The 21,249-nt window shown below is 72.6% G+C and carries 13 protein-coding genes; 7 read left to right on the top strand and 6 right to left on the bottom strand.

Annotated elements, in window-relative coordinates; all coding sequences use genetic code 11:
• Positions 1 to 35: 35 nt before the first annotated feature.
• Positions 36 to 818 (top strand): ABC transporter ATP-binding protein, encoded by a 783-nt coding sequence (locus IE247_RS13845; RefSeq protein WP_190123356.1) that lies wholly within the window; start codon positions 36 to 38, stop codon positions 816 to 818.
• Between the two features lie 5 nt (positions 819 to 823).
• Complete coding sequence (locus IE247_RS13840; protein ID WP_190123355.1) at positions 824 to 3,379, top strand: ABC transporter permease; 2,556 nt, start codon at positions 824 to 826, stop codon at positions 3,377 to 3,379.
• Positions 3,380 to 3,414: 35 nt separating this feature from the next.
• On the opposite strand, the gene glgP is transcribed toward IE247_RS13840, so the two are convergent.
• Positions 3,415 to 6,075 carry an alpha-glucan family phosphorylase gene (glgP, locus tag IE247_RS13835; protein ID WP_190123354.1) on the bottom strand — a complete coding sequence of 887 codons (2,661 nt, stop codon included), beginning with the start codon at positions 6,073 to 6,075 and terminating at the stop codon, positions 3,415 to 3,417.
• A 565-nt stretch (positions 6,076 to 6,640) separates the two neighbouring features.
• Here glgP and IE247_RS13830 point away from each other — a divergent pair.
• From IE247_RS13830 to glgB, 4 genes are all read left to right on the top strand, one after another.
• Positions 6,641 to 8,629, top strand: a complete 1,989-nt coding sequence (locus tag IE247_RS13830) for an alpha-1,4-glucan--maltose-1-phosphate maltosyltransferase (protein ID WP_190123353.1) — start codon at positions 6,641 to 6,643, stop codon at positions 8,627 to 8,629.
• Positions 8,626 to 10,332 carry a maltose alpha-D-glucosyltransferase gene (gene treS / locus IE247_RS13825; protein ID WP_190123352.1) on the top strand — a complete coding sequence of 569 codons (1,707 nt, stop codon included), beginning with the start codon at positions 8,626 to 8,628 and terminating at the stop codon, positions 10,330 to 10,332. Before IE247_RS13830 ends, treS begins: the two co-directional genes overlap by 4 nt.
• A 215-nt stretch (positions 10,333 to 10,547) precedes the next feature.
• A complete protein-coding gene (locus IE247_RS13820) occupies positions 10,548 to 11,966 on the top strand; it encodes a maltokinase N-terminal cap-like domain-containing protein (protein ID WP_190123351.1) in 1,419 nt (472 codons plus the stop codon).
• A 237-nt stretch (positions 11,967 to 12,203) separates the two neighbouring features.
• Positions 12,204 to 14,393, top strand: coding sequence for a 1,4-alpha-glucan branching enzyme (gene glgB, locus IE247_RS13815; RefSeq protein WP_373305555.1), 2,190 nt, complete (start codon positions 12,204 to 12,206; stop codon positions 14,391 to 14,393).
• 7 nt (positions 14,394 to 14,400) lie between these two features.
• On the opposite strand, the gene IE247_RS13810 is transcribed toward glgB, so the two are convergent.
• On the bottom strand, positions 14,401 to 16,641 hold the full coding sequence (locus IE247_RS13810) for a HelD family protein (RefSeq protein ID WP_190123389.1): 2,241 nt from the start codon (positions 16,639 to 16,641) through the stop codon (positions 14,401 to 14,403).
• 488 nt (positions 16,642 to 17,129) lie between these two features.
• Here IE247_RS13810 and IE247_RS13805 point away from each other — a divergent pair, with 488 nt between their 5' ends.
• Positions 17,130 to 19,010: a stealth family protein gene (locus tag IE247_RS13805; protein WP_190123349.1), complete on the top strand. Its 1,881-nt coding sequence runs from the start codon at positions 17,130 to 17,132 to the stop codon at positions 19,008 to 19,010.
• On the opposite strand, the gene IE247_RS13800 is transcribed toward IE247_RS13805, so the two are convergent.
• From IE247_RS13800 to IE247_RS13785, 4 genes are all read right to left on the bottom strand, one after another.
• Positions 19,000 to 19,338 (bottom strand): thioredoxin family protein, encoded by a 339-nt coding sequence (locus IE247_RS13800; RefSeq protein WP_308433228.1) that lies wholly within the window; start codon positions 19,336 to 19,338, stop codon positions 19,000 to 19,002. The genes IE247_RS13805 and IE247_RS13800 overlap by 11 nt on opposite strands.
• Positions 19,338 to 19,736: a MerR family transcriptional regulator gene (locus tag IE247_RS13795; RefSeq protein ID WP_190123348.1), complete on the bottom strand. Its 399-nt coding sequence runs from the start codon at positions 19,734 to 19,736 to the stop codon at positions 19,338 to 19,340. Before IE247_RS13795 ends, IE247_RS13800 begins: the two co-directional genes overlap by 1 nt.
• Positions 19,737 to 19,807: 71 nt before the next feature.
• Positions 19,808 to 20,698, bottom strand: a complete 891-nt coding sequence (locus tag IE247_RS13790) for an NAD(P)-dependent oxidoreductase (protein WP_444545282.1) — start codon at positions 20,696 to 20,698, stop codon at positions 19,808 to 19,810.
• Positions 20,699 to 20,781: 83 nt separating this feature from the next.
• On the bottom strand, positions 20,782 to 21,234 hold the full coding sequence (locus IE247_RS13785; protein WP_190123346.1) for a MarR family transcriptional regulator: 453 nt from the start codon (positions 21,232 to 21,234) through the stop codon (positions 20,782 to 20,784).
• Positions 21,235 to 21,249 lie beyond the last annotated feature (15 nt).

Raw genomic sequence — 21,249 nt, 5'->3', positions numbered from 1 at the left:
TAGAGCGACGTGCGGACAGGGAGAACCAAGTGCCGATGGAAGACCCGGGATCATCGCCCGGTCACAGCGCGGTGGGCGGGGCGGGGCAGGAGGGGCCGGCTGTCAGGTTGGAGGGGGTGAGCAGGGTCTATGGGAAGGGGCCGGGGGCCGTGCATGCGCTGCGGGAGGTGTCTGTCGCTTTCGGGAGGGGGGGTTTCACGGCGGTGATGGGCCCTTCGGGGTCGGGGAAGAGTACGTTTCTGCACTGTGCGGCGGGGCTGGACCGGCCGACGTCGGGGCGGGTGCTGCTGGCGGGGGCGGACATCGGCCGGCTGGGTGAGAACGCGCTGACGGTGTTACGGCGGGAGCGGATCGGTTTTGTCTTCCAGGCGTTCAATCTGCTTCCGTCGCTCACGGTCGAGCAGAACATCACGCTTCCCCTGCGGCTCTCGCGCCGCAGGACCGACCGTGAGTGGCTGGCCCGGGTGCTGGAGCGGACCGGGCTCGGGGAGCGGACCCGGCATCGGCCGTCCGAGCTGTCGGGGGGACAGCAGCAGCGGGTCGCCATAGCCCGGGCGCTGATCACGAGGCCGGAGGTGGTCTTCGCGGACGAGCCGACCGGGGCGCTGGACAGCACCACGGGTGCGGAGATCCTGGGGCTGCTGGGTGAGTCGGTACGGGCCCTGGGGCAGACGGTCGTGATGGTCACGCACGATCCGGTGGCCGCCGCGCACGCGGATCTGGTGCTGTTCCTGGCGGACGGCAGGCTGGTGGACACTCTCCCGGCCCCGACGGCGGACACCGTCGCGGAGCGCATGGCGCGCCTCGGGAAGAGGTGACCGGGATGCTCCGACTGGCATGGCTGACGGTCCGTGCCCGCACCGCGGGATTCGCCGGTTCCCTCACCGCCCTGGCCTTCGCGCTGACGCTTCTCACGGCCTGCGGGGTGCTGATGGAGTCGGCGCTGCGGGTGGAGAATCCCACCGAGCGTTACGCGGCGGCCGATGTGGTGATCGCGGGGCAGCAGCGCGTCTCCCCGGCGCAGCCGCTGCTGGAGCGGCTGCGCGCCCTCCCCGGGGCCGCCGCGGTGACCCCCGAGGTCTCCTTCCCCGCGTCGGTGGTCACCGCCGGGGGCGAGGTGCTCGGCGGCCCGGAGGGGGGTGCGTCGCTGGGTCACTCCTGGGAGAGCGCGGTGCTGGCCCCCTACATCCTTCGGACCGGCCGGCCGCCGGCCGCCGACGACGAGGTACTGCTCGACACCGGGCTCGCCCGCCGGGCGGGTGTGGGGCCCGGGGACCGGGTCGTACTGGCGACCGCGGAGACTCCCCGGCCCTACACGGTGACCGGTCTGGCGGAGTCCCCGCTCTCCCCGGCGCGCCAGTCGGCGCTGTTCTTCTCGGCGACGCGGGCCGCGCGGCTGGCGGGCGGCGGCGGGCGGCCCGTCGACGCCATCGGCCTGCGGGCCGGGCCCGGAGTCTCCCCCGGTGAGCTGGCGGGCCGGGTGGAGGAGGTCATCGAGGCGCTTCACCCGGAAACCGACACCGACACCCAGGTGCTGTACGCGTCCGACGTCCTGACCGGTGACCGGATCGCGGAGTCCGAGTTCGCCCACGTCCGGGGCCCCGGCGACTCGCTGAGCTCCTTCGCCGGGACCTTCGGCGCGTTCGCCCTGTTCGTCGCGGTCTTCGTGGTCGCGGGGACGCTGGCGCTCTCCGTGCAGCAGCGAATGAGGGAGATCGGGCTGCTGCGGGCCGTCGCCGCCACTCCCCGGCAGATACGGCGCATGATCGCGTCCGAGACGCTGATCGTGACGCTGGCGGCCGCGCTCATCGGCGGCCCGCTCGGGATCGGGCTGGCCGCACTGCTGCGGGCGGAGCTGGCCCGCCGGGGCGTGATCCCCGACGCCTTCCCGCTGCGGGTCGGGCCGACGGCCCTGCTGTCGGTGCTGGCTCTGGGCATCGTGGCCGCCCAGCTCGCGGTCCTGGTCTCCGCCCGGCGGGCCTCCCGGATCCACCCCACCCAGGTGCTGCGCGAGGCCGCGGCCCCGTCCCCGCGCCCCGGGTACGCGCGCGTGCTCGCGGGGGTCGCCGTCGTGGCCGCCGCCGGGGTTCCCCTGTTCTCGATCGCGCGCGACCGGGACCAGGACGGAGCGGGCGACGTGGAGAGCATGCTGATGCTTCTGATGATCGGTGTCGCTCTGCTGGGTCCCGTCCTGGGCCGCGTCGGCAGCGTCGTCCTCGGCGCACCGATCGCCCGGCTCTTCCCCGTCGGCGGTTTTCTCGCGGGCACGGGCACCCGCGCGCAGTACCGCCGGCTGGCCGCCGCGGTGACACCCTTCGTCCTGGCCATCTCCTTCACGGTCACCCTCACGGCCGTCCCCACGCTCAAGGCGGAGGCCGCCGAGACCAGGAACAGCCAGCGGCTCCGGGCCGACCATGTGGTCGAGAGCTCCGGCATCGGACTGCCCGGGCGGTACGCCGCCGAGGCCCGCCGCCTCCCCGGGATCACGGCGGCCACGGGGCTGATGCCCCTGCACGCGGCCCTCTCGGCGAACAGCGAGGACGGCGGCGACGGCGACGGCGGGACACGGACTCACGACGGCCCCGGGTACGCGGTGGCCGAGCGGGATCTGCCGGCCCTGCTGGACCTGGATGTGCGCGCCGGGTCGCTGGACCGTCTGCGCGGCCCGTCGATCGCCCTGGGCGAGGAATCCGCCGGTGAGCTCGGCGCGGCCGTGGGGGACCGGATCACCGTCTCCTGGGAGGACGGCACCCGGTCGCGCCTGCGGGTCGCGGCCGTCTACGCCCGCGACCGGGGATTCGCCGATGTCCTGCTGCCGCGCGGTCTCGCCGCGCCGCACACCCCGGCGCCCCTGGACGACACCGTACTGCTGCGTACCGCGCCGACCGAGGACCCCGGGGCCGTACGGGAGCGGCTCGACGCCCTCACCGACCGGTATCCCATGGCCCGGGTGACCGACCGGGCCTCCTACGACCGGGCCGTCGAGGACCGGCGGAAGTCCTCGGGCTCGATCACACTGCTGCTGCTCGCGATGATCGGTTCCTTCACGGCGATCGCGGTCGTCAACACGCTCGCGATGTCCACCATGGAGCGGAGCCAGGAGTTCGCCGCCCTCCGGCTGATCGGGGCGACCCGCCGCCAGGTGCTGCGGGCGATGCTCTGGGAGGCGGGCATCACGGTCGCGCTCGCGGTCGCCCTCGGGGCCCTGGTCTGCGCGGCCGTCCTGGTGCCGGCCTCCCTGGCGCTGACCGGATCGGCCGTCCCGCCGCTCTCCGTCGGTCTGGTGGCCGGGGTCCTGGGCGGCTCGGTCGGACTGGGCCTGCTCACCGTCCTGTTCACCGCCCGAGTCGCCCTGTCCCGCCCCACGGCCAAGGCGTAGGCGAGGGGCGGCCGTCGGCCGACGGCCGCCCCCGCTCACCGGGCCGGTGGCGGGCCCGCCCCCTCGCCCGTCGTCTCGCCGGGGAGGGCGACCAGGCCGAGGTCGGCGCTGGTGGCGAGGAGGGGGTGGGTGGGGAGGACGCGGACGGTGTAGCCGAAGGGGCCGGTGCGGTCGAGGGAGAGGGTGCCCTCGAAGAGGCGGTGGCCGTCGAGGTCGGGGCCGCCGGACTCCTTGAGGGGGGAGGTGTGGGCTTCGGCGATGATGTCGTGGCCGTCGACCCGGCCGGCCACGGCCTGGACCTCGACGTCGTCGGGGTGGAGTTCGCCGAGGGCGACCCGGGCGCGCAGGGCGAGGGTCGCGCCGAGTTCGGCGGTGCCGTCGGCGGGGGGCTGTTCCAGGGTCTCGACGTGGTCGACGGCGACCTGGGGCCAGGCCGCGCGGACGCGGGACTTCCAGGAGGCGACCTCGCGGGCGGTCTCCGGGTCGAGTGAGCGGTGGGCGCGGGCGGCGGGGGCGTAGAGGCGCTCGACGTACTCCCGGACCATCCGGCCCGCCAGCACCTTGGGGGCGAGGGTGGCCAGGGTGTGGCGGACCATCTCGATCCAGCGGTGGGGCAGCCCCTGGGGGCCCCGCTCGTAGAAGCGGGGCGCGACGCGGTTCTCGATCAGCTCGTAGAGGGCGGCCGCCTCCAGTTCGTCGCGGCGGGTCTCGGCGGTGGCGGAGCCGTCGGCGGTGGGGATCGCCCAGCCGTAGTCGGGCTCGTACCACTCGTCCCACCAGCCGTCGAGTACGGAGAGATTGAGGCCGCCGTTGAGGGCGGACTTCATTCCGCTGGTGCCGCAGGCCTCCAGCGGGCGGAGCGGGTTGTTGAGCCAGACGTCGCAGCCGGGGTAGAGCTTCTGCGCCATGCCCATGCCGTAGTCGGGCAGAAAGACGATCCGGTGCCGCACCCGGGGGTCGTCGGCGAAGCGGACCAGCTCCTGTACGAGGCGTTTGCCGCCGTCGTCGGCGGGGTGCGCCTTGCCCGCCACGACGATCTGCACCGGGCGGGTGGGGTGGAGCAGCAGTTCCCGCAGCCGGTCGGGGTCGCGGAGCATGAGGGTGAGCCGTTTGTACGAGGGGACCCGGCGGGCGAAGCCGATGGTGAGGATGCCGGGGTCGAGGACGCCGTCCACCCAGCCCAGCTCGGCCGCGCCCGCGCCGCGCTGCCGCCAGGAGGCGCGGAGCCGGGAGCGCACCTCGCCGACGAGCTGTTCGCGCAGTTCGCGGCGGAGTTCCCAGATCTCGGTGTCGGGGATCTTCCCCACGGCGTTCCAGAGGTCGGAGCCGCCGACGGTGAGGGCGTCCTCGGCGCGCCCCGCGCCGATCTGGCGCGCGCCGAGGCGGAAGACCTCGGGGGCGATCCAGGTGGGGGCGTGGACGCCGTTGGTGATGGAGGTGATGGGCACTTCTTCGGGGTCGAAGCCGGGCCAGAGGCCAGCGAACATGCCCCGGCTGACGGCTCCGTGGAGGGTGGAGACGCCGTTGGCGCGCTGGGCGAGGCGCAGTCCCATGGCGGCCATGTTGAAGAGGTGGGGTTCGCCGCCGGGGTAGTCCTCCCTGCCGAGGCGGAGGATCTTCTCGACGGGGACGGTGGGGAGTTCGGCGCGTTCGCCGAAGTGGCGGGCGACCAGTTCGCGGTCGAAGCGGTCGATTCCGGCGGGCACGGGGGTGTGGGTGGTGAAGACGGTTCCGGCGCGGACCGCTTCGAGGGCGGCGTCGAACTCCAGTGCGTCATCGCCTTGGCCGAGTTCGCGGATGCGCTCCAGGCCGAGGAAGCCCGCGTGGCCCTCGTTGGTGTGGAAGACCTCGGGGGCTCGGTGGCCGGTGAGCCGGCAGTACGCCCGGACGGCCCGTACGCCGCCGATGCCCAGCAGCATCTCCTGGAGCAGCCGGTGTTCGCTGCCGCCGCCGTAGAGCCGGTCGGTGACCTCGCGTTCGCCGCTCTCGTTCTCCTCGACGTCGGAGTCGAGCATCAGCAGGGGGACCCGGCCGACCCGGGCGATCCAGATGTGGGCGCGGAGCGATCGCCCGGCGGGCAGGGCCAGTGAGACCTGGGCGGGGGTGCCGTCCGCCTCCCGCATGAGGGTGACGGGGAGTTCGTTGGGGTCGAGCACCGGATAGTGCTCCAGCTGCCAGCCCTCGGGGGAGAGCGACTGGCGGAAGTAGCCGTGGCGGTAGAGCAGGCCCACGCCGATGAGCGGCACGCCGAGGTCGCTGGCGGCCTTGAGGTGGTCCCCGGCGAGGATGCCGAGGCCGCCGGAGTACTGCGGGAGGGCGGCGGTGACGCCGAACTCGGGGGAGAAGTAGGCGACGGCGGAGGGGAAGGGCGGGGCGTCGGCGGCGGTGGCCGCCGGGTCGTGGGTCTGGTACCACCTGCGGCCGTGCAGATAGTCGTCCAGGTCGGCGGCGGCGGCGGTCAGCCGGCGCAGAAAGCGCCGGTCCTCGGCGAGTTCGGCCAGCCGGGCGGCGGAGACGGAGCCGAGCAGCCGTACCGGGTCGGCTCCGGCCGCCCGCCATCCGTCGGGATCGACGGCCTGGAAGAGTTCACGGGTCTCGGGATGCCAGGACCAGCGGAGATTGCGGGCGAGATCGCTGAGTGGGCGGAGGGGCTCGGGGAGGACGGGACGGACGGTGAATCGACGAATGGCCTTCACGGGTCCCACCTTCGCAGGGGAGGCGCGCATCCGAGGGGACGCACGGCGGTGTGCGCGTCTCCGCGTCACCCGGTGACCGGAGGAGGACAGGGAGGGGCAGAGGGGGCAGAGGGGACGGGAGGGACGGCGGGTGGCCGGAAGTCGAAGGTCTTCGCGGGATCCGTTGGACAATCCTTCAATCTCCCGCCCGGCTCGCCGACCGATCCGCCAAAGCCGCGAGCCCGCGAGCCGCGAGCCGCCGCCGGACGGGAGGGACGGCCGCGAACGGAGGGACAGGGATGCGCCGCCGCGACGACGAGCCCAGCTGGGGCGCGTAGCGCGTACACCGGGCGCGGGACCGACCGCCCGCCCCCGGTGGCACCGGCACCACCGGCGACACCGGCGACACCGGTGTCATTCGGCCCAGTCCGCCCGCCGTTTCCGCCCACCCGGGTGACGCGTACGGGAGCGGCCGTGCCTGGCGGGCCGTCAACCGCCGACCAAGCGGTTACAAATATCGGGTAAACCGTTCAAACAACGACATTCTCCTCACCCCGCCCCACCCGTACAGCCCTCAGGTGAGCCCATGATCGGTCGCATTCCCGTCCTGGATGTCAGCCCCCAAATCGACTGCGGGAGGAGACCCGCGAAAGCGGTCGTCGGCGAGACCTTCCGGGTCGGCGCCACCGTCTTCCGGGAGGGGCACGAGGCCGTCGCCGCCAATGTGGTGCTGCGCGACCCGGGGGGCCGCCCGGGGCCCTGGACCCCGATGCGGGAGGAGGCCCCCGGCACCGACCGCTGGAGCGCGGAGATCACACCGGACGCCGAGGGCCGCTGGACCTTCGCCGTCGAGGCCTGGAGCGATCCGGTGACAAGCTGGCTCCGGACCGCCCGGATCAAGATCCCGGCGGGCGTCGACACCGCGCTGACGCTCGCGGAGGGGGCGCTGCTGTACGAGCGGGCGGCCGAGGGCGTGCCCAAGCGCGACGGCCGCGAGGCGGTGCTCGCCGCCGCAGACGCCCTGCGGGACCCCGGCCGCCCGCCCGCCGCCCGGCTCGCCGCCGCCCTCGCCCCCGACGCGGCGGGCGCGCTCGCCCGCCATCCGCTGCGCGAACTGGTGACCGTCTCGCGCCCGTTGCCGCTGCGCGTGGAGCGCCGCCGCGCGTTGTACGGATCCTGGTACGAACTCTTCCCCCGCTCCGAGGGGGCGGTCCTCACCCCGGGCGGACCGCCGGTGTCCGGCACCTTCCGCACCGCCGCCGAGCGGCTGCCCGCCGTCGCCGCCATGGGCTTCGACGTGGTCTATCTGCCGCCCGTCCACCCCATCGGCACCACCTTCCGCAAGGGCCCCGACAACTCCCTCTCGGCGGGCCCGCACGATGTGGGCGTGCCCTGGGCGATCGGCTCCCCGGCGGGCGGCCATGACGCGCTCCACCCCGATCTGGGCTCCTTCGCGGACTTCGACCACTTCGTGGCGACCGCCCGCGCCCTGCGGATGGAGGTCGCCCTCGATTTCGCGCTCCAGTGCTCCCCCGACCACCCCTGGGTGCGCGAGCACCCCGAGTGGTTCCGCAGACGCGCCGACGGCAGCATCGCCCATGCCGAGAACCCGCCCAAGAAGTACCAGGACATCTATCCCGTCGCCTTCGACGAGGACATGCGCGGACTGGTCGGCGAGGCGGTGCGGCTGCTGCGCTTCTGGATGGCGCGGGACGTCCGGATCTTCCGGGTCGACAATCCGCACACCAAACCGGTCGTCTTCTGGGAGCGGGTGATCGCCGAGATCAACCGCACCGATCCGGACGTGATCTTCCTGGCGGAGGCGTTCACCCGGCCGGCGATGATGCGGGCGCTGGCCGCCGTCGGCTTCCAGCAGTCGTACACCTACTTCACCTGGCGCACCGGGAAGCAGGAGCTGACGGAGTACCTCACCGAGCTGGCGGGCGAGTCGGCCTCGTACATGCGTCCCAACTTCTTCGTGAACACCCCCGACATCCTGCCCGCCCATCTTCAGCACGGCGGCCGTCCCGCCTTCGAGGCGCGCGCGGTGCTGGCCGCCACCCTCTCGCCGAGCTGGGGGATGTACGCCGGGTACGAGCTGTGCGAGAACACCCCGGCCGGGGCGGGCGGCGAGGAGTACGCGCACTCGGAGAAGTACGAGCTGCGCCCGCGCGACTGGGAGGCCGCCGAGCGCACGGGGCGCACCATCACCCCTCTGATCACCGCTCTCAACCGGATCAGACGGCGCAATCCGGCGCTCCAGCAACTGCGCGACCTCTGCTTCCACCGGACCGACGACGAGGCCGTCATCGCGTATTCAAAGCGCTGCGGCTCGAACACCGTCGTCGTGGTCGTGAACCTGGACCCCCACCACACCCACGAGGCCATGGTCTCGTTGGACATGCCGCGACTCGGCCTCGCCTGGCACGAGACCGCGCCGGTGCGCGACGAGCTCACCGGCGAGACCTATCACTGGGGCAGATCCGCGTATGTGCGTCTGAAGCCGGGGCGCTCGCCCGCGCACATCGTGGTTCTGCGACCGTCCCCGCCGATCGGAGGGTCACCCACATCATGATCGTCAATGAACCCGTCCACGACCTGTTCGAGGACACCCCCGCCAAGGACCGCGATCCCGACTGGTTCAAGCGGGCGGTCTTCTACGAAGTCCTCGTGCGGTCCTTCCAGGACAGCAACGGCGACGGCGTCGGAGATCTCAAGGGCATCACCGCCAGGCTCGACTACCTCCAATGGCTGGGCGTCGACTGTCTGTGGCTGCCGCCGTTCTTCAAGTCACCGCTCCGGGACGGCGGTTACGACGTCTCGGACTACACCTCGGTACTGCCGGAGTTCGGCGATCTCGCCGACTTCGTGGACTTCGTGGACGCCGCCCATCAGCGCGGCATGCGCGTGATCATCGACTTCGTCATGAACCACACCAGCGATCAGCACGAGTGGTTCCTCCAGTCCCGCAGCAACCCCGACGGGCCGTACGGGGACTACTACGTCTGGGCCGACGACGACAAACGGTATCCGGAGGCCCGGATCATCTTCGTCGACACCGAGACGTCCAACTGGACCTTCGACCCGGTGCGCAAGCAGTACTACTGGCACCGCTTCTTCTCGCACCAGCCGGATCTCAACTACGAGAACCCGGCGGTCCAGGAGGAGATCGTCTCGGCGCTGCGCTTCTGGCTGGATCTGGGCATCGACGGCTTCCGGCTGGACGCCGTGCCCTATCTCTACCAGGAGGACGGCACCAACTGCGAGAACCTCCCGGCCACCCACTCCTTCCTCCGCCGGGTCCGCAAGGAGATCGACGCCCACTACCCCGACACGGTGCTCCTCGCCGAGGCCAATCAGTGGCCGGAGGACGTGGTCGACTACTTCGGCGACTTCCGGGCCGACGGCGACGAGTGCCACATGGCGTTCCACTTCCCGGTGATGCCCCGCATCTTCATGGCGGTGCGCCGGGAGTCGCGCCATCCGGTCTCGGAGATCCTCGCCAAGACCCCGACGATCCCCGCCGGCTGTCAGTGGGGGGTCTTTCTGCGCAACCACGACGAGCTGACCCTGGAGATGGTCACCGACGAGGAGCGCGACTACATGTACGCGGAGTACGCCAAGGATCCGCGTATGCGGGCCAATATCGGCATCCGCCGCCGGCTCGCCCCGCTGCTGGACAACGACCGCAATCAGATCGAGCTGTTCACCGCGCTGCTGCTCTCCCTGCCCGGCTCGCCGATCCTCTACTACGGCGACGAGATCGGGATGGGCGACAACATCTGGCTGGGCGACCGGGACGCGGTCCGCACCCCGATGCAGTGGACACCCGACCGGAACGCGGGATTCTCCTCCTGCGACCCCGGACGGCTGTATCTGCCGACCATCATGGACCCCGTCTACGGCTACCAGGTCACCAATGTCGAGGCGTCGATGACCAGCCCCTCGTCGCTGCTGCACTGGACCCGGCGGATGATCGAGATCCGTAAGCAGAACCCGGCCTTCGGACTCGGCTCGTACAGCGAACTGCCCTCCTCCAACCCCGCTGTGCTGGCCTTCACCCGGGAGCACAAGGACGACCTGGTGATGTGCGTCCACAACTTCTCCCGGTTCGCCCAGCCCACCGAGCTGGATCTGCGGCAGTTCACCGGCCGTCACCCCGTCGAGCTGATCGGCCAGGTGCGCTTCCCGCCGGTCGGCCAGTGGCCCTATCTGCTCACCCTGGCCGGTCACGGCTTCTACTGGTTCCGCCTCAGAAAGAGCGCCGCGACGGCCTGAGGACCGGGCGGGGGGCTTCCGTCCCCCTGCCGGCACGCCCCGGGCCCGGCGCCGCGACGGACCCGGGACACACCCCGCACGGGACGGCCCCCACCGTCCCGCACCGGGGGACTCGCCCGGCATCCCCGCGCGCCGCCGGACAGGAAACGTCACAATCCGGGACACTCTGCGCATTAATCGCAAGAGGCGCACACCCGGGGAAAGGACGCGATCCCATGCCGGAGGCTGCATCCATCCGGACGTCCGCCGGTCTTCTCCCGTCCCTCGCCCCACTGCTGCACGGCTGGCTGCCGCGCCAGCGCTGGTTCGCCGGGAAGGGACAGCTCGTCACCGGCTTCTCCCTGGTCTCGGCCACCGAGCTGCTGCCGCTCACCGGCCCGGGGCCCGGACTCCTCCATCTGCTGCTCGGCGTCCGCCGCCCCGCCGCCGGGACCTCCGCGCGGGACTGCTACCAGCTCCTGCTGGGCGTACGCCACACCCTGCCGCCGCCGCTGGCCCCCGCGCTCATCGGCCGCCCGGCGGACGGACCGCTCGCCGGACGGACCGTGTACGAGGGGCTGCGCGACCCCCGGCTCGCGGAACTGATCCTGGAGCGGCTGCGGACCCCCGGCAGCTCCGGGGCGCTGCGCTTCGACCGCTTCGACGGCGCCCCCGCCGTCCCCGGCGGGCTGCGGGCCAGACCGCTGGAGGCCGAGCAGTCCAACTCCTCCCTGGTCTACGGGGACGCGTACATCCTCAAATTCTTCCGGCGCGTCCAGCCCGGCCCCAACCCCGATCTGGAACTTCCGCTGGCACTGGCCAGGGCCGGCTGCGCCCGGGTGCCGACCCCCGTGGCCTGGTACGAGTCGGCCGACCCGCTGCCGTACACCCTGGGTGTGCTCCAGCCGTTTCTGCGCGGCTCCCGGGACGGCTGGGTCCTCGCGCTGGACGCGCTGGCGGCGGGCTCGCCCTTCACCGATGAGGCCCGGGCGCTGGGCCGGGTCACCGCCGAGGTGCACACCGCGCTCGCGGACGGACTGCCCACCGTGGAGCTGCGCCGCCCGCACACCGAGCGGCTGGCCCGGGCGATGAACCGCAGGCTGGACGAGGCCGCGCGGGCGGTGCCCGCGCTGGGGCCGTACGCGCCCCGGCTGCGGGCCGCCTTCGACGCGATCGCCGGTCTCGGGCACGCGGGGCGCGGCTGGCGGGCCCAGCGGGTGCACGGCGATCTCCATCTGGGCCAGGCGCTCCACCAGGCCCCCCCGCCGGGGGCCGGGGCCCCGGGCGGCGGGGACCGTTGGTCGCTGATCGACTTCGAGGGCGAGCCCGCCCGCCCGCTGAACGAGCGCCGCCGGCCGCAGCCCCCGGTCCGGGACATCGCCGGAATACTCCGCTCCTTCGACTACGCGGCCCGCACCCACCGGCCGTGGAACCCGGACTGGGCCGAGCGCTGCCGGGCCGCCTACTGCGAGGGGTACGCCGAGGCCGCGGGATCCGACCCCCGCGAGGAACCCGAGCTGCTGCGCGCGTACGAGACGGACAAAGCCGTGTACGAGGCCGTCTACGAGGCCCGGCACCGCCCCGACTGGCTGCCGGTGCCGATGGCGGCCATCGACCGGCTCGCCGCCGCACCGCTCCGACCGCCCGCGCGCTGAAGCTCGAAGCTCGAAGCAAAAGCCGAAGCCCGAAGCCCGAAGCCCGAAGCCGAACAAGCGCGCCGGACACCGCGTACCACCGCACCGCCGAGGAGACCCGTGACCGCCCGCCCCCCGTCCCCCGCCCCCTCCACCGCCGCCCGGCGGCCCAGGCCCCGGCCCCGCTCCGGCGGCGGCCGGGAGCCGCGCCCGGAGCCGCGCCCGGCCCGGCCGCTCGACCCGGGCGAGCGGCACCGGCTGCTGAGCGGGGGCCACCACGACCCCCACTCCCTCCTCGGCGCGCACCCCGAGCCCGGCGGCCTGGCGGTACGGGTGCTGCGCCCCAGCGCCCGGGCCGTGACCGTGGTCGCGGACGGGGTCCCGGACGGGGCCCGGGTGAAGCTGTGCGACGAGGGCGACGGGCTCTTCTCCGGGGTGCTGCCGCCGGGGACCGACCCCGGGTACCGGCTGCTCGTGGCCTACGGCGAGGAGGGCGAGGAGGGCGAGGACGCGCCGGGGGCCGAGGCGCACGACCCGTACCGCTTCCTGCCCGCCCTCGGCGAACTCGATCTGCATCTGATCGGCGAGGGCCGCCACGAGGAGCTGTGGCGGGCGCTGGGCGCGCACCCGATGACCCATCAGGGCGTGGCGGGCACCCGGTTCACCGTGTGGGCCCCCAACGCGCTCGGGGTGCGCGTCACCGGCGACTTCACCTACTGGGACGGCACCGGCTTCCCCATGCGGTCGCTGGGCTCCTCGGGGGTGTGGGAGCTGTTCGTGCCGGGGATCGGGGACGGCACGCTCTACAAGTTCCAGATCATGCGCCCGGACGGCTCGCACACCCTGCGCGCGGACCCGATGGCGCGCCGCACGGAGGTGCCGCCCGCGACCGCCTCCGTGGTGACCGAGTCGCACCATGTGTGGCGGGATCAGGAGTGGATGGCGCACCGGGGCGATCTCCCCGTCCACGAGTCGCCCTTCTCGGTGTACGAGGTGCATCTGGCCTCCTGGCGGCCGGGGCTGGGCTATCGGGAGCTGGCCCGGCAGCTCCCCTCGTACGTGAAGGATCTGGGCTTCACCCATGTGGAGCTGATGCCGGTCACCGAGCATCCGTTCGGCGGCTCCTGGGGGTACCAGGTGACCGGCTTCTACGCGCCCACCTCGCGGATGGGCACCCCGGACGACTTCCGCCATCTGGTCGACGCGCTGCACCGGGCGGGCATCGGCGTGATCATGGACTGGGTGCCGGCCCACTTCCCGCGCGACGACTGGGCGCTCGCCCGCTTCGACGGCCGTCCGCTGTACGAGCCGGAGGACCCCTCCCGGGCCGACCATCCCGACTGGGGCACGCTGGAGTTCGACTACGGCCGCGCGGAGGTGCGCAATTTCCTGGTGGCCAACGCCGTCTACTGGTGCGAGCAGTTCCACATCGACGGGCTGCGGGTGGACGCCGTCGCCTCGATGCTCTATCTGGACTACTCGCGCGAGGAGGGCGGCTGGACGCCCAATGAGCACGGCGGCCGGGAGAATCTGGACGCGGTGGCCTTCCTCCAGGAGATGAACGCCACGGTCTACCGGCGCTGTCCGGGCGTGGTGACGATCGCCGAGGAGTCCACCGCCTGGGACGGGGTCACCCGGGCCACCCACCATGTGGGGCCCGGCGGCTTCGGCGGTCTGGGGTTCGGGCTGAAGTGGAACATGGGGTGGATGCACGATTCGCTGGGGTACGCGGCGCACGAGCCGGTGCACCGCAGATTCCACCACCACGAGATGACCTTCTCGATGGTGTACGCGTACAGCGAGAACTATCTGCTGCCGATCTCGCACGACGAGGTGGTGCACGGAAAGCGGTCGCTGGTGAGCAAGATGCCCGGCGACTGGTGGCAGCGGCGCGCCAATCACCGGGCGTATCTGGGCTTCATGTGGGCTCATCCGGGCAAACAACTGCTCTTCATGGGGCAGGAGTTCGCCCAGGGGGCGGAGTGGTCGGAGGGGCACGGCCCGGACTGGTGGCTGCTGGATCCGTCCTACGCGGCGGAGCCGGACCACCGGGGCGTCCGGCTGCTGGTCCGCGATCTCAACGCGGTGTACGGGGCGACTCCGGCGCTCTGGCAGCGCGACTGCGTCCCCGAGGGTTTCTCCTGGGTGGCGGGCGACGCCGCCGACGACAATGTCTTCGCCTTTCTGCGCTTCGACGCCTTTGGCGCGCCGGTGCTGTCGGTGAGCAATTTCTCGCCGGTGGTCCGCGAGGATTACCGGCTGGGTGTGCCGGGCTCCCCGGCCTGCTGGGAGGAGATCCTGAACACCGACGCGGCGCGGTACGGCGGCGGCGGGGTGGGCGGCGGCGCGGATCCGCTGAAGTCGGAGCCGGTGGCGAGCCACGGCCAGGGCACCTCGGTACGGCTGACGCTGCCGCCGCTGGCGACGGTGTGGCTGCGGCCGGTGTGAGCGCCGCTCAGGGCCTGAGCGCTTCGGGTAGTTCGCCGGTGTGGACGACGGTCAGCCGCTGGGTGGCGCGGGTCAGCGCCACATAGAGGTCGCTGGCTCCGAAGAGCGCGGGTTCGACCACGATGACGGAGTCGAACTCCAGGCCCTTGGCCTGCCGGGGTTCGAGCAGGACGACATCGCGGGTGAGGTCGACGGGGCCCTGGAGGGCGGCCAGTCCGCCGTGCAGCCCGGCCGGGGCGATGACCGCGAGGCGGGCGTCGTCGGAGCGCTCGCGGGCGACGGCCGCGAGCACCGTCTCGGCGAGCCGGGCGGCCGGCTCGGCGCGCTCGGCGCGGGGCGGGACGCCGGTGGAGCGGACCGAGCGCGGCGGCTCGAAGCCGGGCCGGTTCGCCCGGAGCACGGCGGCGGCCAGCTCCATGATCTCGGCGGGGGTGCGGTAGTTGACGCCGAGTCTGGCGAGCCGCCAGCGGTCGCCGACGTACGGCTGGAGGATCTTCTCCCAGGAGCCGAGCCCGGCGGCGTCCCCGGTCTGGGCCGGGTCGCCGACCAGGGTCATCGACCGGGTCGGGCAGCGGCGCATCAGCAGCCGCCACGCCATCGCGGACAGCTCCTGCGCCTCGTCCACGATGATGTGCCCGAAGGCCCAGGTGCGGTCGGCGGCGGCCCGTTCGGCGGCGGTGCGGTGGTCGGCCTCGTCGTGGCGTTCGGCCATCCGCTCGGCGTCGATGACGTCGTGCGCGGCGAGCAGCTCGGACTCCTCGTCCTCGAACTCATAGGTCTGGGAGCCCTCGGAGAGATCGAGGACGCCCTGCGCGTAGGCGATCCGCTCCTGGCGTTCGGCCTCGGCGGCGGCGCGCTCGGCGCTGTCGTCCGTGCCGAGGAGTTCGGCGGCCTCGTCCAGAAGGGGGACGTCGGCGGTGGTCCACTCGCCGGAGGCACGGCGGATCAGCGCCGCGTCCCGCTCCGGAAGCTGCCGCTCCGGCTCGGCGAGCAGCCCCGCGACGAGCTGTTCGGGGGTGAGGACGGGCCACAGCTCCTCGATGGCGGCATGGACGTCGGCGCTGGTGGCGATCTCCTTGCCGAGCTGGGCGAGATCGTCGGGGCCCAGCAGGTTGGGACCGCCGTAGGGGTCCGCGCCGATGCGGTCGGCGAGCTGCCGGGTGAGGGCGTCGATGATCCGGAAGGCGAAGTGGGGGCGGGCGAGATTGTGCGGCAGCCCGGTGGACCGGGCGCGGTCGCGGGCCTCGTACGCCATCTCGCGGTGCAGCAGAAGGGTGCCGTACTGCTCGTGGTCGATCTCCAGGGCGGCTTCGGGCACCGTCCCGGTGTCCTCGAAGTCGAGGTCGGGCACGGTCTCCGGGAGGGTCTGCCGGTCGGCGAGGGCGCGGGCGAGCACCTCGGCCATGGCGGCGCGGCCCTTCACCTCGGCGGCGGCCGGGGTGTCCGTGCCGGTGGCCCGTACGCCGGGGAACAGCTCGGCCATGGTGGCGAGCAGCACACCGGTCTCGCCGAGCGAGGGCAGCACCTCGCCGATGTAGCCGAGGAAGGCGGGGTTGGGGCCGACGATGAGGACGGCGCGCCGGGCGAGCTGCTCCCGGTGCGCGTAGAGGAGGTACGCGGCGCGGTGCAGCGCGACGGCGGTCTTGCCGGTGCCCGGGCCGCCCTCGACGACGAGGACGCCGTGGCGCGGGGCGCGGATGACGCGGTCCTGCTCGGCCTGGATGGTCTGGACGATGTCGGCCATCCGCCCGGTGCGGGCCGCCCCGAGCGCGGCGAGGAGGACGGCGTCGCCGCCGGGGTCCTCGTGCCCGGTGCGGGTGGCGTCGCCGAGATCGAGGATCTCGTCGTGGAGCGCGGTGACGGTGCGCCCCTCGGTGGTGATGTGACGGCGTCGGCGCAGCCCCATCGGCTCGTATCCGGTGGCGAGGTAGAAGGGGCGGGCGACGGGCGCCCGCCAGTCGACGAGCAGAGGGGTCCGCTCCGCGTCGTCCTCCCGGATTCCGATGCGGCCGATGTGGTGGCGGGCCCCGTCGCGCATGTCGAGCCGGCCGAAGCAGAGTCCGGAGTCGACCGCGTTGAGCGCGGTGAGGTGTCCGGCGTACTCGGCCATGCTCACATCCCGCTCCACCCGGGCCTGGCGGCCGGTGCCGGTCCGCGCGGCCGTGGTGCGCACGGCGTTCTCGGCCCGCTCGCGGAGCGCGTCGAGGCGCTGATAGAGAAGGGAGACGAATCGCTGTTCGCCCTGCAATTCCACGGTTGACAATTCAGCTCCAGAAGCGTTATGGTGTAACCAGTGAGTGTTTCCATGTTCTTTATTCAGGCAGACATGGAAACGTCAAATATACTCAGAGCGCAGGCCCTTCCGTCAATTCGGTGGGGCTATTTTCATGCCCTCATACGGGCACTTCGACGGCCAGGCCCGGCGGGCCCGCACCCGCACCGGCGAGGCCGTCACGCGGTGATAACCGCTCGCGGCGGCGGGCCCCGGGAGCCGCCGGTCACTCCCCCGCGCACCGGCCCAGCGACACTCTTGGCCCGCCAACTCGCTTGAGGGAAGCCCGTGTTGACAGCGGCGACCCGAAGGGCTTCACCCACGCCCCGGCGACCCGCCGCACAGGCCCCGGCCCCACGGAGCGCGAAACCGCTCTACAACCATTCCGGGCCGCCGGGCATCAAAGGTGCGACGCGGTGCCACAGAAGGCCCCGCTATGAACACTTCCATCCCGAAGAGGTCGTATGCGCCACAAAGAGCAGCCAGCACCGGGAGCCGGGGCGGTGCCGAAGACCGTTCGCACCGCGGAGCGGCTCGCCCGGAGCAATCCCGAATCGTCCTGGCCGGTCACGGCATATCGCCGGGCCCTGCCGGTGCGGGTGCGCCGGGGAGTGGCGCGCGTGGTCTCCCGGGAGGTCCGCTCGCAGACCAAGCAGCTCCTCTCCGTCTGGCCGAGCGTCGGCCCCGGGCTGAGCACCGCCCGCGCCGAGCGGGAGATACGGCGGCACCCGCGTCCGCTGCTCGGCGCGGGCCGGCGCGTCGGCAGGGTGCGCGGAGTGCCGAAGGTGCTGCTCACCGGTGCGGGCCTCACCCCTCTCCAGGCACGCAACGACAACGCGGCGGCGGTCTGCGAGGCGCTGGACGGCGCGGGGGTGGACTACTTCTGGGTACGGGGGCGGCGCAATGACTCGGCGGTGATCGCCGTACCCGCGAAGGAGCGCGCGCGGACCTGCACGGCGCTGGCCGGGCTCTGCGAGCGGCTGCCCGGCTATGTCTCCGCCATGGACGGCCGCACGGCGACCCCGCGCGAGTCCGCACCGGGGTTCGCCCCCGCCACCTGGCGGCGGCTGGCGACGGCCGGGGTGATCCGGATGACCTGGTACCGCAGCGATCCGACGGGACGGCTGACACTCGGCCCCAAGTACGGCTGCGACATCGAGTTCTGGACCGAGGAGGAGGGCCGCCTCCGCGCACCCCGGCCCCAGCCGGTGGCCGACGAGGTGCCGGTCGCGGACGCCCCGGTCTGGGAGTCCGGGGCGCTCTTCACCCGGCTCGCCGCGCCCGGCGCGGCACTCCCGCTCGTGCGCACCCGCCGGGAGTTCGCCTCGCCCCGGCCCGACGACATCCGCTTCCCCATCGATGTCGTCTACACCTGGGTCGACGGGCAGGACCCCGAGTGGCTGCGCCGGAGAGAGCTGGCCCAGGGCCGCCCGTACCACGAGGAGGCGGCGAACACCGCCCGGTTCGCCAGCCGTGACGAGCTGCGCTACTCGCTGCGCTCACTGCGGCAGAACGCGCCCTGGGTGCGCCGGATCTTCCTGGTCACCGACGATCAGACGCCGTCCTGGCTGGACACCTCGATGGAGGGTCTCACGGTGGTGAGCCACAAGGAGATCTTCACCGACCCCGGTGTGCTGCCGACCTTCAACTCGCACGCGATCGAGAGCCAGCTCCACCACATCGAGGGCCTGTCGGAACACTTCCTCTACTTCAACGACGACATGTTCCTGGGCCGCCCGGTCACCCCGCAGGACTTCTTCCACGCGAACGGGCTGACCAAGTTCTTCCCCTCCCCCGCGCTGATCCCCATGGGCGACCCGGGCGATCAGGACGTGCCGGTCTCCGCCGCCGGGAAGAACAACCGGACGGTGCTCGACTCCCGCTTCCAGACCGTGATCACGCACAAGATGAAGCACATCCCCTACGCCCTGCGGCGCAGTGTGCTGGCGGAGATAGAGACCGTCTTCGCCGACCGCCACCGGGCCACGGCGGCGGCCCGCTTCCGCAGCCTGGACGATCTGTCGATCGCCTCGTCCTTCCACCACTACTACGCCTACCAGACCTCCCGGGCGGTCCCGGGCCAGGTCAGTTACGCCTATGTCGACCTGGCCCACCCGGACACCGCCCGGCGGCTGGGTCAGCTCCTGGCGCGCCGCAACCGGCAGGCGTTCTGCGTCAACGACACCATCTCCACCGACGACGAGGTGGAGGGGCAGCGGCAGCTGCTCGAACCCTTCCTGGAGGCGTACTTCCCGGTGCCCAGCCTCTTCGAGCGCGCCCCGGAGACCACGGGGAGCGGGACCGGGACCGGGACCGGGACCGGGACCGCGGGGCTCAGCGGCTGAGCGCCGAGTCCAGCTCCTGGAGCAGTCTGCGCCGGGGCCGGGCACCGACCATCGAGGCCACCGGCTCCCCCGCGCGGAACACCATCAGGGTGGGCGTCGACAGCACCCCGTACCGCACCGTCGTCTCCGGGTTGGCGTCCACGTCGAGCTGGACCACCTTGAGCCGGCCGGCCTCCTCGCGGGCGACCGCGCCGAGGACCGGGGCCAACTGGCGGCAGGGTCCGCACCAGTCGGCGGTGAACTGGACCAGCACCGGGAGCGGCGCGCCCAGCACCTCCGTACCGAAGTCCGTGTCCGTCACTCCGGCGATCCCGTCCGTCTTGATCATCATTCCGTCCCTCCGAATTGGCACCGTGGCACCGGACCGGCGGCGAACTCCGCCTCGGCCCGGGCGAGTTCCGTTCCCACCTGGGCGCGGACGGACCGGAGCCGCTCGATGAGCGCGTCCAGTTCGGCGACCTTGGCCCGGTAGACGGCGAGCGAGGCGGGGCAGGAGTCGCCCGCGGGATGGCCCGCGCGCAGACACTCCACGAACGGACGGGTCTCCTCCAGCTCGAACCCGAAGTCGCGCAGGGTCCGGATCTGCTGGACCAGCAGGAGATCGCCGTCGTCGTAGTCGCGGTAGCCGTTCACCGCGCGCCGCGCGGGCAGCAGCCCGCGTGCCTCGTAGTAGCGCAGGGTCCGGGTGGTGGTCCCGGCCCGTCGCGCCAGCTCGCCGATTCGCATGCCGCCGACCGTAATCCTTGACGTCGGCGTCAAGGCAAGGAGCAAGGAGGGAGGAAAGGAAGGGCGCGGGGTCAGGGGTTGACGAGCGCCTCGTGCGTGCTGGACCAGTCATCGGCCGCGTGGCCCAGCGCGATCGCCCGGTCGGTCATCTTCTTGATGCCCGCGAGCTGGGCCACGTCCAGCCCCCGGGCCTTCGCCGTGTGGAGGATGTGGTCGACGGAGACGGCCATCACCCCGAGGTTGGCCTGCGCGCCCGGGTAGGCGCCCGCGTCGATGTTGGCGGCCGAGCCGTCCACCACCCACGGCAGGATCTGGGTGATGGTGCCCATGTACGGGGCGACGTCGGAGGCCTTCACTCCCTCGGACGCGGCCAGCGAGAGCCCGTGCACCAGGCCGGAGATCGCGCCGTAGAAGTAGTCCAGCAGGGACAGGTCGTAGACGGCGGCCAGGCCCGCGTCCTCGCCGACGTAGGCGGACTTTCCGCCGAGCACCTTCAGGGCGGACTCGTGCCGCTCGAAGGACTCGCGGGAGCCCGCGTAGAAGAGCAGCGAGTCGGGGGCCCCGATGGCGTGGGTCGGGACCATCACCGCGCCGTCGAGATAGGCGATCGAGTGCTCCGCGGCCCAGGCGGCGGCGGTACGGGCGCGCTCCGGCAGGTCGGAGGTGACATTGACCAGGACCCGGCCCTGGAGGGCGTCGGTGAGCGGGGCGAGGACCGACTCCGAGGCGTCGTAGTCGAAGACGCAGACGACGACCAGTTCGCCGGCGCGCACGGCCTCCTCGGCGGTGGCGGCGACGGTCGCGCCCCGGGCGGCCAGGTCGTCGCCCTTCCCCGGGGTGCGGTTCCAGACGGTGGTGGGGTGGCCCGCCGTGAGGAAGGCGCCCGCCAGGGCGCTGCCCATCGCGCCGAGGCCGATAACGGTGACAGAGGTCTTCTCAGAGGTCGTTGCCATGTCCAACATCGTTTCCCGGCGCACCCGTTGCCACAAGTACCTACTAAAAAGTCAGGTACTTACCAAAAGGTAAGTGTCAAGCTCCTGGCTCCTCAGGGGAGATCGCTCCGGCCGCCCAGATTGTCGATCATCCGGCGCAGCACATTGAGCGCGGCGGTGTACTCCTCGGTGCTGATGCCCTCGTGGATCTGCCGGGTGGCCTCGGCCGTCCGGACGGCGGCCCGGGCGCGGCCGGCGGCTCCCGCCTCCGTCAGGGTCAGCCTGCCTTCCGCGGGCTCGGAGAGCCAGCCCCTGTCCACGAGATCGTCGAAGACTCCGCCGAAGTCGGTGTCCTGGTCGTCGAAGGTGACCAGCCAGTCGGCGAGCGGTCCGCGCTCCCAGTGGCCGGGGCGGGCGGCGGCCTGGTTGAGGATCCACCAGTGCGGCTGGGTGAGCCGCTCCTCGGCCAGCCCGGCGCGGATGCGGGCGACGATCGTGCGGTAGGCCTCGCCGCTCCAGTAGCCGATGGGCTGGGTGGCCAACTGCTCTTCCGTGTAGGTCTTCATGGGACGACCGTAGAA

The organism is Streptomyces inusitatus, assembly GCF_014651115.1.
Classification (GTDB): Bacteria; Actinomycetota; Actinomycetes; order Streptomycetales; family Streptomycetaceae; genus Streptomyces; species Streptomyces amakusaensis.
The sequence above is the reverse complement of the archived record's forward strand: the minus strand, read 5'-3'. Positions and strand labels throughout refer to the sequence as shown.

What these genes read in the sequence shown, in the direction of transcription:
- IE247_RS13795 (WP_190123348.1), bottom strand. Translation starts at nt 19,736, where the DNA reads ATGCGAATCGGCGAGCTGGCGCGACGGGCCGGGACCACCACCCGGACC.
- IE247_RS13790 (WP_444545282.1), bottom strand. Translation starts at nt 20,698, where the DNA reads ATGTTGGACATGGCAACGACCTCTGAGAAGACCTCTGTCACCGTTATC.
- IE247_RS13805 (WP_190123349.1), top strand. Translation starts at nt 17,130, where the DNA reads ATGCGCCACAAAGAGCAGCCAGCACCGGGAGCCGGGGCGGTGCCGAAG.
- treS (WP_190123352.1), top strand. Translation starts at nt 8,626, where the DNA reads ATGATCGTCAATGAACCCGTCCACGACCTGTTCGAGGACACCCCCGCC.
- IE247_RS13845 (WP_190123356.1), top strand. Translation starts at nt 36, where the DNA reads ATGGAAGACCCGGGATCATCGCCCGGTCACAGCGCGGTGGGCGGGGCG.
- IE247_RS13830 (WP_190123353.1), top strand. Translation starts at nt 6,641, where the DNA reads ATGATCGGTCGCATTCCCGTCCTGGATGTCAGCCCCCAAATCGACTGC.
- IE247_RS13840 (WP_190123355.1), top strand. Translation starts at nt 824, where the DNA reads ATGCTCCGACTGGCATGGCTGACGGTCCGTGCCCGCACCGCGGGATTC.
- IE247_RS13820 (WP_190123351.1), top strand. Translation starts at nt 10,548, where the DNA reads ATGCCGGAGGCTGCATCCATCCGGACGTCCGCCGGTCTTCTCCCGTCC.
- IE247_RS13800 (WP_308433228.1), bottom strand. Translation starts at nt 19,338, where the DNA reads ATGATCAAGACGGACGGGATCGCCGGAGTGACGGACACGGACTTCGGT.
- IE247_RS13785 (WP_190123346.1), bottom strand. Translation starts at nt 21,234, where the DNA reads ATGAAGACCTACACGGAAGAGCAGTTGGCCACCCAGCCCATCGGCTAC.